This window comes from Oceanobacillus kapialis, from assembly GCF_044790185.1.
Classification (GTDB): domain Bacteria; phylum Bacillota; class Bacilli; order Bacillales; family Amphibacillaceae; genus Oceanobacillus_B; species Oceanobacillus_B kapialis.
On record NZ_CP085256.1, the window covers coordinates 1670087 to 1685546 of the forward strand.

A 15460-nucleotide genomic window follows, 5' to 3' on the forward strand; every position below is an offset into this window, starting at 1 on the left:
TCTCCATGTTCCCTGAAAGGGCTTACAACATATGAACTTTACGCTTTTTTCTCTTCTATACATGTCAGTATGCTTTGAGTGTGGTAAAATAGATGCGGTAAAAAGTACATAAAATGGGGCAAAGCATAAAGATTTTTAAATTAAATAATAGGAAACATTAAAGCCTCTAAATTTAGAAAGGCATAGCGTGGCATGCACCCTTTAAAATACTAGTAAATAATTGTGTTTTAAATCCATGTACGTATTAAGAAATGAAGATAAAAAACCGAACAAACATGTGAAAGTAAGTGATTTGTATACTTGCGATTACTAAGAAGGCAAATGCTTTTGATTAGCGAATCAATGAGCGGTAGTAAAAGGTCTATATGTGCCTCTTAGGTGTTTTTCGGTTTTTGAAATAGGAGATTGGTATTATGTATTTAAAAAAGCTGGAGAGTGTTGGTTTTAAGTCATTTGCCGAACGAATATCAGTGGATTTTGTACCTGGTGTTACGGCAGTGGTAGGACCAAACGGAAGCGGTAAAAGTAATATAACGGATGCGATACGCTGGGTGCTCGGAGAACAATCTGCAAAATCACTGCGCGGATCCAAAATGGAGGATATTATCTTTCAAGGGAGTGATTCGAGAAAAGCCTTAAATGTCGCAGAGGTAACACTCGTTCTGGATAACCAAGATCAAGCATTGCCAGTAGATTACGAAGAAGTCAGCGTCACTAGGAGAGTGTATCGTTCTGGTGATAGCGAGTTCTACATGAACAAGCAGGCATGCCGATTGAAGGATATTGTTGATCTCTTTATGGACTCTGGATTAGGCAGAGAAGCATTTTCGATAATCAGTCAAGGAAAAGTAGAGGAAATATTAAGTTCAAAGGCTGAAGAACGACGGACAATTTTTGAAGAAGCTGCTGGAGTATTAAAATACAAACAAAGAAAGAAAAAGGCAGAATATAAATTAGCTGAAACACAAGAAAATTTAAATCGTGTTGAAGATATTATCCATGAAATTGAGCAACAAATCACACCGTTACAGCAACAGGCCGAAAAGGCAGAAAAATATATGGATTTAAAAGAGAAATTAAAGCATGAAGAGATTGCGCTTTTAATTACAGAAATTGAGAACCTCCATAATGAGTGGCAAAGCTTGCTTGATGATGTTGAAAAGGATAAGCGTGTTGAGCTAGACATGAAGGGGGAGATCGAGCAGAAAGAAGCCGCAATGGAGAAAGACCAGCAAACGATTAATCAATTGGATCATAAGATTGAGGAGATGCAAGCACAGTTACTTACAGCTACAGAAGAGCTTGAAAAAAATGAAGGGAAAAAGCAGCTGCTTCATGAACGGTCGAAGCACTTTTCCGAGAATAAAGAAAAATTGGAAGTTCAAAAGCAAGAAGCCTCTGTTCGTGTTGGTACACTGCACGAACAATTAATTGTTGAACGAAAAACACTACATGAACTTCAAGAACAACGCAAAACTACAATGAAAAGGGTCAAACAACTTGAAAAGGACTTAACAACAAACCAAGAGGACATTGCGGAAAAGATTGAAGACTTAAAATCCGAGTATATTGAGTACCTTAATAAGCAGGCTGCTAAACGTAATGAAAAGCAATCCATTAACCAGCAGATGCAGCAAATGAATGGAAAAAAAGATCTCCAGGATGGAAAATTTCAAGATCTTATTCATTCACGACAGGAGCTTCTTGAGCAACTTGAGACATGTGAAACAGACTACAAGCAGCAGGAGAAGGACGTTACGAAACGGAAAGCGATGGTCGAACAGAATAGAACCGACCTTCGAACCGCAAGAAATGTCTTTCAAGAACAACAAACAAAGTTATACCAAGGCTATCAGTATATTGAGAAGCTAAAATCCAAAAAGGAAATGCTTGAAGAAATGAAGGAAGATTTTCAAGGCTTCTTTCAAGGCGTAAAAGCTATTCTAAAGGCTCGTGAAGATAACCAGCTCTCCAACATACACGGGGCTGTTATTGAGCTTGTCGATGTGCCTAAACAGTACATTACAGCAATGGAAACCGTCTTAGGTGGTCAATCACAGCATATCGTTGTACAAAATGATCAAGCTGCACGTAAAGCAATATCGTGGCTTAAACAGACCAATAATGGACGGGCTACATTTCTTCCATTAGAATCGATTCAAGAGCGTTTCGTAACAAAGGATTTATTAGGAAAAATAGAACAACATCCAGGTTTTGTTGGAATAGCATCACAACTTGTTAAGACAGAACCTTCCTATCAGCGAGCGGTTAATCATCTAATGGGACATGTGATCATTGCAAAGACGCTAAAGGATGCGAATGATATTGCACAACAGGTAATGCGTAGATACCGAATCGTTACATTAGAAGGAGATGTAGTGAATCCAGGTGGCTCCATGTCTGGGGGGGCACAGAAAAAGACTAATCAATCGCTATTTTCCAGAGAGAAAGATTTACAGGAAATAACAACGAAACTGGATTCCTTTCACGAAAAGACCGTGGCTTTTGAAAAACAGGTAGCGGAACAAAAAGCAACAGTTACAACCTTAGAAAAACAACTTCATACTAATGAAGAAGAGTTGACCCAAAAACAACGAGTACTTCAAGAAACCCATGCACAGTTACGTGAAATCCAATTGAAAAAGGAAACATTAGATGACAGCCTTACGATATACGATCAAGATAAACAGCAATTTGATCAAGACAGAGAGCATTTTCAGATGCGGGAAGAGCAGCTGACAGATGAGCTTAGTCAGATTAAAAATGCACTAGAGAAGATTCAGAAGGAAATTGACGAGCTATCGAGCAAAGATGCCATTATGAAAGAAAATCATGGAGAGGTGCAACAGGAACTTCATGAAAAGCAGGTTCTGTTGGCTGAGCAAGAAGAAAGGTTAAAGAATCAACGAGAAAAAGCAGATAGTGTTGAAGCGCAACTATCAGAGTACCAGCGGCAGTACGATAATTATGCTAGTGAATTGGATGATTTGTTAGCCTATCAGTTATCAGAGGAAAATGAAAAGGAAATTAAGGTAACAATTGAGCAGAAAAGTAAAGAAAAACAAGAACTAACCACTGCAATTCAGGAAGAACGGGCCATCCGCCAGGAATACACGCAGCGGATTCAAAATAAGGATAGAGAGCTTAAAGAAGAGAATAAGACACATCAAGAACTGGTTAAGCGGATCAATGAGAAAGAAGTAAAAGTCAACCGGGTTGATGTAGATCTTGAAAACCGTCTCTCACACTTGCAGACAGAATATATTATTACATTCGAAAAAGCAGAGGCATCATACGAGAAAGCACAAGATATAAATGCTGCTAAGGAACAGGTACAACAATTAAAGCTGAAAATTGATCAACTAGGCACCGTCAACCTTGGGGCGATAGATGAATATGAGAGAATTTCCGAGCGTTATTCCTTCCTTACAGACCAGCAAGCTGATCTGGTAGAAGCAAAACAAACCTTATATGCCGTAATTGGTGAAATGGATGAGGAAATGAAGAAGCGTTTTGATGATACATTCTCTCGAATTAAAGAAGAGTTCAGCGAAGTCTTTCGTCAGCTATTTGGGGGAGGCCATGCAGAGTTAAAACTAACAGATCCCAAAAACCTCCTGGATACGGGGGTAGATATCATTGCGCAACCTCCAGGAAAAAAATTACAGCATCTAGGTTTGCTGTCCGGCGGCGAGCGGGCGTTAACCGCGATTGCATTATTGTTTGCTATACTGCGAGTACGACCAGTACCATTCTGTGTACTTGATGAAGTAGAGGCCGCATTAGATGAAGCAAATGTTGCCAGGTTCGCAAAGTATGTTAAGCATTATAGTAAGAATACACAATTCATTGTCATTACTCATCGCCAAGGAACAATGGAAGAAGCAGATGTTTTGTATGGTGTTACCATGCAAGAATCAGGCGTTTCCAGATTGGTATCAGTACGTCTTGAAGATACGAAGACGTTAGTCAATTCATAAGGGGGGCATAACCATGGGATTCATGGATAAATTAAAAAATCGGTTTAAACAGAATGAAAAAGCAGAAGAAGTTTCCACAAAATATAAAGAGGGGATGAAGAAATCTCGTCAAACTTTTTCGGGCAGAATAAATGACTTAATTGCTCGTTACAGAAAAGTGGATGAGGATTTCTTTGAAGAACTGGAAGAAGTTCTAATTTCCGCTGACGTTGGGGTAACGACAGTTATGGATCTAGTGGAAGAGCTAAAAATGGAAGTGAAACGCCAAAATATTAAAGATACGAAGGATATCAGGGAGGTCATTTCTGAAAAGCTGGTTGAGATTTATTACGGAGATGACGATGAGAAAATTGAGGGCCTAAACCTTGTGGAAAATGAGCTTTCCGTTATTTTAGTAGTTGGAGTGAATGGTGTTGGAAAGACAACTTCTATTGGAAAACTTGCAAACCAGTTAAAGGAGCAAGGGAAAAAGGTTGTCCTTGCTGCAGGTGATACATTCCGTGCTGGGGCAATTGAACAGCTTGAAGTCTGGGGTGAGCGAGCCGGTGTAGATGTTATTAAGCAAGGAGCGGGAAGTGATCCAGCTGCCGTTATATTTGATGGTATAAAAGCAGCAAAAGCGAGAAATGCGGATGTTCTAATATGTGACACGGCCGGTCGACTCCAAAATAAGGTTAATTTAATGAACGAGCTATCTAAAGTAAAACGAGTAATTGAACGCGAGGTTCCAAATGCTCCTCATGAAGTCCTGCTTGTATTAGATGCAACTACCGGGCAGAACGCGCTTAACCAGGCTAAAACATTCTCAGAGGCCACAAATGTGTCAGGGATTGTACTAACTAAATTGGACGGCACAGCCAAGGGTGGTATCGTGTTAGCGATCCGGAAAGATTTAAATATTCCAGTGAAATATGTAGGGCTTGGAGAGAAAATAGAAGACCTTCAGGAGTTTAATGCACATGCATTTGTATATGGGCTTTTTGCTGATATGCTTGAGGACACAGAGTAGAGCGTGACTTGACAATTATAATAAAACTTCGATATCATGTAATGTAATGTAAAGTAAATTCACTTAACAAGGGGAGTGCCTTATGCTCGAAAAAACAACTCGTATGAATTATTTGTTTGATTTTTATCAGGCATTATTAACCCCAAAGCAACGTAGCTATATGGAAATGTATTATCTTGAAGACTACTCACTTGGAGAGATCTCCGAAGAAGCAGAGGTTTCCAGACAAGCAGTTTATGATAATATAAAGAGGACGGAAACGATGCTGGAAACATATGAAGCTAAGCTGTGCTTGTATGAAAGGTTCCAACAACGGTTTTCCCTTATAAAAGAACTCGAGACGGCAATTGACAATAAAGAAGAGAAGCTTATCTCGGATACGCTTCGCCAATTAAAAGAATTAGATTAGGAGGACACCCTCTATGGCATTTGAAGGACTGGCCGAACGCCTGCAAAGTACAATAAAGAAAATTACAGGCAAAGGGAAAGTTAGTGAACAAGATGTAAAAGAAATGACGCGGGAGGTTCGTCTTGCTTTACTAGAGGCGGATGTTAACTTCAAAGTAGTAAAGGATTTAATCAAGCGTATTAAAGAGCGGGCAGTAGGTCAAGAAGTAATGGAAAGCCTTACCCCTGGACAACAGGTTATTAAAGTTGTCAAAGAAGAACTGACAGAATTAATGGGTGGCGAGAACAGTAAAATTGCTGTAGCTGAGCGTGCGCCAACTGTTATTATGATGGTAGGACTACAAGGGGCAGGTAAAACTACAACTACTGGTAAACTGGCAAATCTACTACGGAAAAAGCATAATCGTACTCCGTTGCTTGTAGCAGGGGATATTTACCGACCTGCGGCAATTAAGCAGCTAGAAACACTTGGAGAGCAGTTAACCATGCCTGTTTTTTCAATGGGAACGGAAACAAGCCCTGTGGAGATTGCCGAAAAAGCGATAGAAAAGGCTAAAGAAGAGCATCATGATTATGTAATTATCGATACTGCCGGTCGTTTGCATGTGGATAATGAGTTGATGGACGAACTTCAAGGAATTAAAGATGCTGTTAAGCCAGATGAAATTTTCCTTGTGGTCGATTCTATGACTGGACAAGATGCAGTTAATGTTGCGGAAAGCTTTAATGAGCAGCTAGATTTAACAGGTGTTGTCCTAACAAAACTTGATGGCGATACTAGGGGTGGTGCAGCTCTTTCCATAAAAGCTGTAACCGATAAGCCAATTAAGTTTGCCGGAATGGGTGAAAAACTTGATCAGCTTGAACCGTTTCACCCTGAACGAATGGCATCAAGAATTCTTGGTATGGGTGATGTCCTATCACTTATTGAAAAGGCACAAACAAACGTAGATGAGAAGCAGGCGAAGGAACTTGAGGAGAAAATGCGTACGATGTCGTTCACGTTTGATGATTTCCTCGAACAAATGGGGCAGGTTAAAAATATGGGGCCATTAGATGACTTAATGGCGATGATTCCTGGTGCTAACAAAATGAAAGGATTGAAAAATGCACAACTTGATGAAAAACAACTTTCACATGTTGAAGCTATTATTCAGTCCATGACGAAGAAAGAACGTCAGGAACCAAGTTTAATGAATGCAAGTCGTAAAAAAAGGATTGCGAAAGGCTCAGGTACTTCTGTTTCTCAGGTAAACCGTCTCCTTAAGCAATTTGATGAAATGAAGAAAATGATGAAACAAATGACAAACATGCAGAAAGGGAAAAAAGGCAAAGGAATGAAGTTTCCGTTCATGTAAACCCCTTTTCCCCATAAGAAATTAACATTGTAATGTAAAAACACTTTACAGACCTTTTAGTTTCTGATAGAATCTTAAATTGTGTAAAACATTATTATTGGAGGTGCAAATAAATGGCAGTTAAAATTCGTTTAAAACGTATGGGATCTAAAAGAAATCCTTTCTATCGTATTGTTGTAGCTGATTCTCGTGCTCCACGTGACGGACGTCAAATCGAGCAGATTGGAACATATAACCCTGTTGCTAACCCAGTTGAAGTGAAAATCGATGAAGAGAAAGCTCTTAACTGGATGACTAATGGTGCAAAACCAAGTGATACAGTACGCAACCTATTTTCAAATGAAGGCATCATGAAAAAATTCCACGAACAGAAAAACCAGTAGTAAAGTAGTGTGATATCATGAAAGCTTTAATTGAATCAATCGTTTCGTCATTGGTAGATTATCCTGATGATATTAAAATTACGGAAACAGAGGAAGAAACCAAATTGGTCTATCATTTAACTGTTCACCCGGAGGATGTCGGAAAGGTTATCGGCAAGAACGGACGTATTGCCAAAGCGATACGTACAGTTGTCTATGCAGCAAAGACAGACACAAAGAAACGTATTTATTTGGACATTATGTGAAGGGAAAGGGGAAACCTTTCCCTTTTTCCACATGTAAGCGAAGATATATATGCCTTATTAAAGGCGCTCTTCGCTTTTCTTAACACCTCAGGAATTTCTGGTATAAAGATCATTTTTGAGAGTGAGGATAAAAACGTGAAGATTATTACGAAGGTTATTGTAAAGCAGGTCGTGACAGAAAAGAGTAAAAAATCGTTACAGACAAACTTCTATAATCACAAAATGCGGCTTGAACAAGAGTGTCAACAGCTGTTGTTTGAACAGCGGAAACATGAAAACAAATCAAGAGTTTCCAAACAGGAAGTCAGCCACAGATTCCAACAGGAAATAAATAATCGAAAAGAGAAAATTAAACTTGTCGATTTTAAGCTGGAACAACTAGAAATGCTAGAGTTGGGCAGTGAGATAACAGAAAAAGAAGTTGAAGCTCTTGTTGAAGTCTCGGAAGGCTCGCATTGGGATGAAACCATAGGAGAAAAAACCATTATTATTAAGGATAATGTCGTAATAAGAATTGATGAATAGCAGGTGATTTAGTTGAAACAGAAGTTGTACAATATTGGGAAAATCGTAAATACACATGGTATACGCGGCGAGGTAAAAGTAGTAAGAATAAGTGACTTTGAGGAACGATTTACGGTGGGCAATAAAGTGTTTGCAGTAAAAGATAAAGGCGAGCCAGTTGCATTAACCATCGCGTCACATCGAATTCATAAAGGATTTGACTTAGTTCAATTTGAGGGCTATGGCAATATTAATGATGTTGAAGTATTTAAAGGTGGCTACCTTAAAATTTCTGAAGAGCAATTGACTGAACTAGAAAATAATGAGTATTACTACCATGAAATTATAGGCTGTGAAGTAGTAACTAATCACGGGGAAACACTAGGAGTTATAAAAGAAATCTTATCCCCTGGCGCAAATGATGTGTGGGTGATAAGACGTCATAAAGAAAGAGACCTATTAATCCCGTATATTGAAGATGTCGTAAAAGAAGTTTCCATCCAGGAAAAAAAGGTTATCATTGAACCAATGGAAGGGCTGCTGGACTAATGCATATTGATGTTTTAACGCTTTTCCCTGAAATGTTTCAAGGTGTTTTTCATTCTTCTATTCTACAGAGAGCACATGAAAGAGGCGCTTTCTCTTATAACCTGGTTAATTTCAGGGATTATACAACGAATAGACATAGCAAAGTAGATGATTATCCATACGGGGGAGGCGCTGGGATGGTGTTAACTCCCCAACCTATTTTCGATGCAGTTGAGGACATTACCACCAAAGGATCCAGTAAGCCTCGTGTCATTCTAATGTGCCCACAGGGAGAACCGTACAACCAAAAAAAAGCAGAAGAATTGGCAGAAGAGGATCATCTCGTCTTTATTTGTGGGCATTACGAAGGCTTTGATGAGCGAATAAGAGAACATGTTGTGACAGATGAAATTTCCATTGGAGATTATGTGTTAACAGGTGGGGAGCTTGGTGCGATGGTTGTAATGGATAGTGTAATACGTTTATTACCAGATGCATTAGGTAATAAAGACTCTGCTCCACAGGATTCTTTTTCTACCGGATTGTTAGAGCATCCCCATTATACAAGACCCGCAGATTTTAGGGGGATGAAAGTTCCGGATGTTCTATTGTCTGGTGATCATGCAAAAATTAATAGCTGGCGCAAACAGCAGGCGCTGAAAAGAACATTTGAACGACGAAAAGAACTGCTTAAGGGCAAAGAACTAACCGAAGATGAAGCTAAGTTTATAAAGCAATTACAAAATGAAGAAAAAGATTAGGCTTTTTCTAGAATTTTTACTAGAAAACAGCTTGAAGTCTTTATGAGGTTATGGTATATTAATTGTTGTGCTAAAAGTGTCGACTTTCAGTACTATAAACGATGTTCCGCTGTCATCTAATGAGAAAGAGCATTGGTTTGGAAGGAGTGTAACAGGATGCAAAAATTAATCGAAGACATTACAAAAGACCAGCTTCGTACGGATCATCCTGATTTTCGTCCAGGAGATACAGTAAAAGTCCACGTGAAAGTTGTGGAAGGATCTCGTGAACGTATTCAGGTATTCGAAGGTGTTGTCATCAAACGTCAAAACGGTGGAATTAGTGAAACATTTACTGTAAGAAAAATTTCTTACGGTGTAGGTGTTGAACGTACTTTCCCAGTACATTCCCCTCGTATTGATAAAATCGAAGTATCTCGTCGCGGTATCGTACGTCGTGCGAAACTTTACTATCTACGTAATCTACGTGGTAAAGCTGCACGTATTAAAGAACGCCGCTAAAGCTGAATACAGCTATTGTAACAAAAATGATTGGAAAGGAGCTTGGCAATATGCACAAGCTCCTTTTTGCTTTTATAGAAAGGAAAGTATAGAATTTATTCTATAGATAGATTCATTAGCAAGCTTGCATCATTTACAAAACATGGTTAAGACATAGATAGATTTTTAGGCATGGAGGGATTGGATGGGAAAGCAGAAAGAGAAAAAGAATGAATGGCTTGATTGGTTAAAAGCGTTATTAATTGCATTCGGGTTAGCATTTATCGTGCGTACCTTCTTGTTTGCACCAATTGTAGTGGACGGACCTTCCATGCTCCCTACTTTGCACGATAGGGACCAAATGATTATTAATAAAATCAGTTATCGTTTTAGCGATCCAGAACGTTTTGATATTGTCGTTTTCCATGCCTCTGAACAGAAGGATTTTATAAAACGTGTCATTGGACTTCCGGGAGAACAGGTAGCTGTAAGGGATAATGTCCTTTACATAAACGATGAACCCGTTGAGGAACCTTTTTGGACAGATCAGACTGAAATGTATACGGACGATTTTGAATTGGAGGAACTCCCTGGTGGATATGAAACAGTTCCGGAAGGCCATGTTTTTGTATTAGGTGATAATCGAAGTAACTCAACGGACAGCCGGATTCTGGGCCCGATTCCTATGGATCAAGTTGTAGGAAAAACAAGCCTGCGCTACTGGCCGTTTGATCGCATCGATATAATTAATTCGGGAGAGTAGGTAAATTATGCCCATACAGTGGTTTCCCGGTCATATGGCAAAAGCTCGCCGGGAAGTAGAAGAAAAATTAAAACTTGTAGACTTTGTGATGGAATTAGTGGACGCCCGTGCTCCGTTATCTTCACAAAACCCAATGCTTCACCAAGTTCTTCAGCAAAAATCCAAAATGGTCGTGCTTATGAAGAAAGACTTAGCAGACAATAAACAGACTGAAAACTGGATTTCGTATTTTAAAGAGAGATCCATTCCAGCAGTAGCTATCAACGTTAATGAAAAAGCTGACATTAAACGAGTTATCCAGCTTGCAAAAGAACTTGGCCAAGAAAAGCTAAATAGACTTATGAAAAAAGGTATTCAACCCAGACCATCTAGAGCGATGATTGTCGGTATACCGAATGTTGGAAAATCAACTTTGATTAATCGGCTTGCTAACAGAAAAATTGCTAAAACGGGTGATAAACCAGGTGTAACAAAACAGCAATTATGGATTAAAGTGAAAAATGATTTTGAATTGCTAGATACACCAGGTATTTTGTGGCCGAAGTTTGAGGATGAACTTGTTGGTTATAGACTTGCGGCCATAGGGACAATAAAAGATCAACTGCTTTCCATGCAGGATATAGTGGCTTTCGTTATTACTTACTTACAAAAGCATTACCCGGAAAGATTAGAAGAACGATATCCAATTGACCGGGAAATGGAAGATATGTGGGAAATATTTGTAGCCATAGGAAAGCAACGAGGCGCTTTGGAAAGTGGTGGACACGTTAATATTGATAAGGTATCAGACTTGGTGATTCGCGACTTACGCACAGGAAGACTAGGGAATATAACATTAGAGACCCCAGAAGGATAAGGACATACATCAATTGATGCATGTCTTTTTCATTGCTTTACGATAATCTAGAGCATTAAATCAACTAAATTTTACATCGTAGCTAACCGATATAAGAAAGAAAGCAGGTATACATAATGGCAAAGCATTCAATTACGCTACTAAAGCAAATGTTTAATGAAGATAAACTGACAGATCAAATTATAATGGAGATGCGCGAGGATGATCGTAAAGGTGTCCAAGCACTTCTAAAACGTGTTGATTTAAAACAGGAGAAAATACGAAAACTGAAGCAGCAATTTGCAGTCATGTCAGAATTTGAGCAAGATTGCTGGCAGGATGGCTATACAAATATCGCCGGGGTCGACGAAGTCGGTAGAGGGCCGCTTGCCGGTCCTGTAGTTGCAGCAGCCGTTATTTTGCCGCAGGATTTTACATTGTTGGGTCTAAACGATTCTAAACAATTAAACGAAGCAACAAGAGAGAGCTACTATGAGATTATAAAAAAGAACGCGATTGGCTATGGAGTAGGGATTATACATAATGACGAAATTGATAAAGTGAATATTTATCAAGCAACAAAGCTCGCTATGCTAGAAGCGATTGAACAAATAAAGCCCCGACCAGATTTCGTTCTGGTAGATGCGATGCCACTAGAAGAAGTAGATTGTCCTACAAAGTCAATTATAAAAGGTGACTCTAGAAGTATCTCGATTGCGGCCGCTAGTATACTAGCAAAAGTTACGCGAGATCGTTATATGAAAGAGTTGGACCTTAAGTATCCAAACTTTCATTTTGCTTCCAATATGGGATATGGTACAAAGCAACATTTAGAGGCATTAAAAAATGAGGGGCCAACACCATTTCATCGAAGATCTTTTGCACCTGTAAGCAATTAAAGCGTGAACTAGGAGGTGAATCCATTGAGCATTCAAAAAGTAGGGCAAAACAGCCGCGTCTTGCAACCAACACCGGATGTTATGAAGCCTGGACAAATTCTTAAAGGAAGTATTGCCAAACTTTATCCGAATAATAAGGCTGAAATACAGCTTGGACCTCAGAAAATGATTGCTCAATTAGAGGCTTCCCTTTCTGCTGGAGGTAAGTACCATTTTATGGTGCAAGCAACAGATCCTGTTATTCGGTTAAAAGTAATTGGGGAACAACTACATCAACAGGAGCAACTAAACATTTCTCAACTTTTACAACAGCTCGGTCTAAAAACGTCTAAACGAAACATTGCTTTTCTTCAGCAACTCGTTATGAAAAATGTTCCTTTTGAAAGGACCCAGCTTGTTCAGTCATTTCAGTTGCTTGATGGCAGGAAAGATAAACAGGTTGTATCAAATCTGTTAGTAGATATGATCGCCAATCGCTTGCCCATTACAAAAAATGTTTTACAAGCACTTCAGACTGTGTCCAACTCAACACTGTCGGAAAAATTATCCAATGTTCTACCAGAGCTGAACCGTCAAGATATTCAGTCACATATACGTCAAAGTATGCAAGCCTTATTAGGAGAAAATTCCACTATTTCATCAGCCAAAAATCTATTAATGGGTGAAGCAACGCATCAACAAAACCTTTTTTATATGTTGAAACTATCAGGCGCAATTGCTCCTGAGACAGAATATAGTACATGGAAAGCATCCATTGCAAATCATGAACAAGAGAATCCTTTTCAGCTTTCTGAACGTCAATTGCGAAATCTGCAGCTTGTAAATGAGAACAGGCAAGTTATACAACAAAATGCGCAACTTATTATAGAACGCTTTGGGCAAAGTTTAAGCCAGGCGGTGAAAAGCAACCATAATATAGGAATGAATCTTTTTTCAGAATTAAGTGAACAAGTTAACAAAACAATTCTCCCCTACTTACCGGAAGAATCTAATTTTACGCTTTCATCGCTGGTCAAAAATAATCAACAAAACCTTTCACAACTCTATCAGTTTATGTTAAATGCCACTGCTTCTATACCGGAGGATTTGCAGAGCTCCGTTAAATTGTTGCGTGATGTTAATTTTCTTATGTCGAACTTTCCCAAAGAGCATTTTCTGCAACATCTTAAGCACACTATCTCGTCGACAGGGATAGCTTACGAGCATAATGTGGCAAATGATATAGCCGAGCACCAATCCACGATAAAGGGAGCTCTCCTACAGCTAATCCAGCAAGCTGATTCCAACACATCGGAGCAAAGTAGGCAGCTAATCCATTTTATAAATGGCCTTCAATTACAATCTGTACAGGATACAGGTAATCTTATGTATGCAAGCTTGCAAATTCCCGGTGAAAAAATAGGACTATTAACAGATATGCAACTTGAATTTGAAGGTAGAAAAACAAATACGGGTGAAATAGATGCAAGTCATTGTAGAGTCCTATTCTATTTGGATCTGGCCAATTTAAAGCAAACTATTATAGATATGACTGTGCAAAATAGAAATGTTTCGGTTACGGTTTACAATCAGAAGGAACAGGCATTAAAGACTATTGCAAAAGACTACCAATCTGTTCTAAAGACTGGACTAGCTCAACTAGACTATCAATTATCCAGCGTAATGTTTAAGCCTGTAAGACAGGAAGAACAGGTGGTGGCGAAACAGCAGTCAGTATACAGTAGCCCCTATCAAGGAGTGGATTACAAAATATGATGGAAAAACGTAAAAAAGCAGCAGCGCTATCGTATGATGAACGAAGAGGTACTGCGCCCATTGTTTCTGCTTCAGGTAAAGGGATGACAGCGGAAGCGATTATCCAGAAAGCGAAAGAACATCAAGTGCCAATACTGGAAGATAGTTCAATGGTAGAAATTTTGGCAGAGCTAAATATAAACGAAGCAATACCTGAAGAGTTATATCAAGCTGTAGCAGAAGTATTCGCTTTTGTTTATCGAGTGGATCGTAAGCTTGAAGAATCGTAAGCCCATTTGGAATATTGTAACAGCAAGTATTCTATTATTCTTGTGAAAGTTTCTTTTTTTTAATACAATGGAACTGCAGTGAAATTTGATGGGAGGATGAAGGATGAACATTCATGAATATCAAGGCAAAGATGTTTTGCGTCAGTATGGTGTAAGCGTTCCTAATGGGTATGTTGCCTATACAGTTGATGAAGCTGTAGAAGCTGCAGAAAAGTTAGGTACTGACGTCACAGTGGTTAAAGCTCAAATCCATGCTGGCGGCCGTGGTAAAGCGGGCGGGGTTAAAGTTGCCAAAAGCTTGGATGAAGTGCGTACATACGCTGACGAGATTCTTGGTAAAACTTTAGTAACACATCAAACAGGTCCTGAAGGCAAAGAGGTAAAACGCTTGCTTATTGAAGAGGGCTGTGATATTAAAAAAGAATATTATGTTGGGGTCGTGCTTGATCGTGCCACTTCTCGTGTTGTTATGATGGCATCTGAAGAGGGTGGAACAGAGATCGAGGAAGTAGCAGAGGCTACACCGGAGAAGATTTTTAAAGAGGTAATCGATCCAGTAGTGGGTCTATCAGGCTATCAGGCTCGAAGACTAGCATTTAACATTAATATACCGGATGAATTAATGGGTAAAGCCGTAAAATTTATGATGGCGCTTTATGACGCATTTGTAGCAAAAGATTGTTCAATTGCTGAGATTAATCCATTAGTTACAACAGGGGACGGAAATGTCCTTGCTCTTGACGCAAAACTTAATTTTGATGATAACGCTTTATTCCGTCAAAAAGACGTGCAAGAGTTGCGCGATCTTGACGAAGAGGATGAAAAGGAAATAGAGGCAAGCAAATACGACCTTAGCTATATTTCATTAAACGGGAATATTGGCTGTATGGTAAACGGTGCTGGGCTTGCTATGTCTACGATGGATATCATTAAGCATTATGGTGGAGATCCCGCCAACTTCCTTGATGTTGGGGGCGGTGCTACTGCAGAAAAGGTAACAGAAGCATTTAAAATTATCCTTTCTGATGCCAACGTAAAAGGCATTTTTGTTAATATCTTCGGTGGAATTATGAAATGTGATGTCATCGCAGAAGGTGTTGTGGAAGCAACTAAACAAGTAGGATTGGAAATTCCACTTGTTGTTCGTCTAGAAGGAACAAACGTTGAATTAGGAAAGAAGATTCTCGAAGAGTCAGGTTTAAATATTACCTCTGCTGGTTCGATGGCAGATGGCGCTGAGAAAATTGTTTCTCTAGTAAAATAAAAACGTAATAGTTTGCATA

Annotated in this window: 16 protein-coding genes; all 16 read left to right on the plus strand. The window is 39.1% G+C overall.

The genetic code is table 11. The annotated features are described in order from the left end of the window. Nucleotides 1-413: 413 nt before the first annotated feature. Nucleotides 414-3980: a chromosome segregation protein SMC gene (smc, locus tag LG273_RS08780; RefSeq protein ID WP_379561050.1), complete on the plus strand. Its 3567-nt coding sequence runs from the start codon at nt 414-416 to the stop codon at nt 3978-3980. A 13-nt stretch (nt 3981-3993) separates the two neighbouring features. Next, nucleotides 3994-4989, plus strand: a complete 996-nt coding sequence (gene ftsY, locus LG273_RS08785; RefSeq protein WP_379561051.1) for a signal recognition particle-docking protein FtsY — start codon at nt 3994-3996, stop codon at nt 4987-4989. Nucleotides 4990-5071: 82 nt separating this feature from the next. Beyond that, nucleotides 5072-5398 carry a putative DNA-binding protein gene (locus LG273_RS08790; protein ID WP_379561052.1) on the plus strand — a complete coding sequence of 109 codons (327 nt, stop codon included), beginning with the start codon at nt 5072-5074 and terminating at the stop codon, nt 5396-5398. A 13-nt stretch (nt 5399-5411) separates the two neighbouring features. Then, nucleotides 5412-6755: a signal recognition particle protein gene (gene ffh, locus LG273_RS08795; protein ID WP_379561053.1), complete on the plus strand. Its 1344-nt coding sequence runs from the start codon at nt 5412-5414 to the stop codon at nt 6753-6755. Nucleotides 6756-6868: 113 nt separating this feature from the next. Beyond that, complete coding sequence (rpsP, locus tag LG273_RS08800) at nt 6869-7138, plus strand: 30S ribosomal protein S16 (protein WP_379561054.1); 270 nt, start codon at nt 6869-6871, stop codon at nt 7136-7138. 17 nt (nt 7139-7155) lie between these two features. Next, nucleotides 7156-7383 carry a KH domain-containing protein gene (locus LG273_RS08805; RefSeq protein WP_379561055.1) on the plus strand — a complete coding sequence of 76 codons (228 nt, stop codon included), beginning with the start codon at nt 7156-7158 and terminating at the stop codon, nt 7381-7383. A gap of 135 nt (nt 7384-7518) precedes the next feature. Next, the gene (locus LG273_RS08810) at nt 7519-7908 is read left to right on the plus strand and encodes a YlqD family protein (RefSeq protein WP_379561056.1); all 390 of its coding nucleotides are present in this window, start codon (nt 7519-7521) and stop codon (nt 7906-7908) included. 12 nt (nt 7909-7920) lie between these two features. Further along, nucleotides 7921-8436, plus strand: coding sequence for a ribosome maturation factor RimM (gene rimM / locus LG273_RS08815; protein WP_379561057.1), 516 nt, complete (start codon nt 7921-7923; stop codon nt 8434-8436). Next, a complete protein-coding gene (trmD, locus tag LG273_RS08820) occupies nt 8436-9176 on the plus strand; it encodes a tRNA (guanosine(37)-N1)-methyltransferase TrmD (protein ID WP_404459228.1) in 741 nt (246 codons plus the stop codon). The genes rimM and trmD overlap by 1 nt, the downstream gene beginning before the upstream one ends. Nucleotides 9177-9332: 156 nt before the next feature. Next, a complete protein-coding gene (gene rplS, locus LG273_RS08825) occupies nt 9333-9677 on the plus strand; it encodes a 50S ribosomal protein L19 (RefSeq protein ID WP_379561060.1) in 345 nt (114 codons plus the stop codon). Nucleotides 9678-9861: 184 nt separating this feature from the next. Further along, nucleotides 9862-10419: a signal peptidase I gene (gene lepB / locus LG273_RS08830; RefSeq protein WP_379561061.1), complete on the plus strand. Its 558-nt coding sequence runs from the start codon at nt 9862-9864 to the stop codon at nt 10417-10419. A gap of 7 nt (nt 10420-10426) precedes the next feature. Then, nucleotides 10427-11275, plus strand: a complete 849-nt coding sequence (gene ylqF, locus LG273_RS08835; RefSeq protein ID WP_379561062.1) for a ribosome biogenesis GTPase YlqF — start codon at nt 10427-10429, stop codon at nt 11273-11275. A gap of 116 nt (nt 11276-11391) precedes the next feature. Then, nucleotides 11392-12153, plus strand: a complete 762-nt coding sequence (locus tag LG273_RS08840) for a ribonuclease HII (protein WP_379561064.1) — start codon at nt 11392-11394, stop codon at nt 12151-12153. Nucleotides 12154-12177: 24 nt separating this feature from the next. After that, nucleotides 12178-13908 carry a hypothetical protein gene (locus LG273_RS08845; RefSeq protein WP_379561065.1) on the plus strand — a complete coding sequence of 577 codons (1731 nt, stop codon included), beginning with the start codon at nt 12178-12180 and terminating at the stop codon, nt 13906-13908. Continuing rightward, a complete protein-coding gene (locus LG273_RS08850) occupies nt 13905-14177 on the plus strand; it encodes an EscU/YscU/HrcU family type III secretion system export apparatus switch protein (protein ID WP_379561066.1) in 273 nt (90 codons plus the stop codon). Before LG273_RS08845 ends, LG273_RS08850 begins: the two co-directional genes overlap by 4 nt. Nucleotides 14178-14280: 103 nt before the next feature. Next, complete coding sequence (gene sucC, locus LG273_RS08855) at nt 14281-15441, plus strand: ADP-forming succinate--CoA ligase subunit beta (protein ID WP_379561067.1); 1161 nt, start codon at nt 14281-14283, stop codon at nt 15439-15441. Nucleotides 15442-15460: the final 19 nt, after the last annotated feature.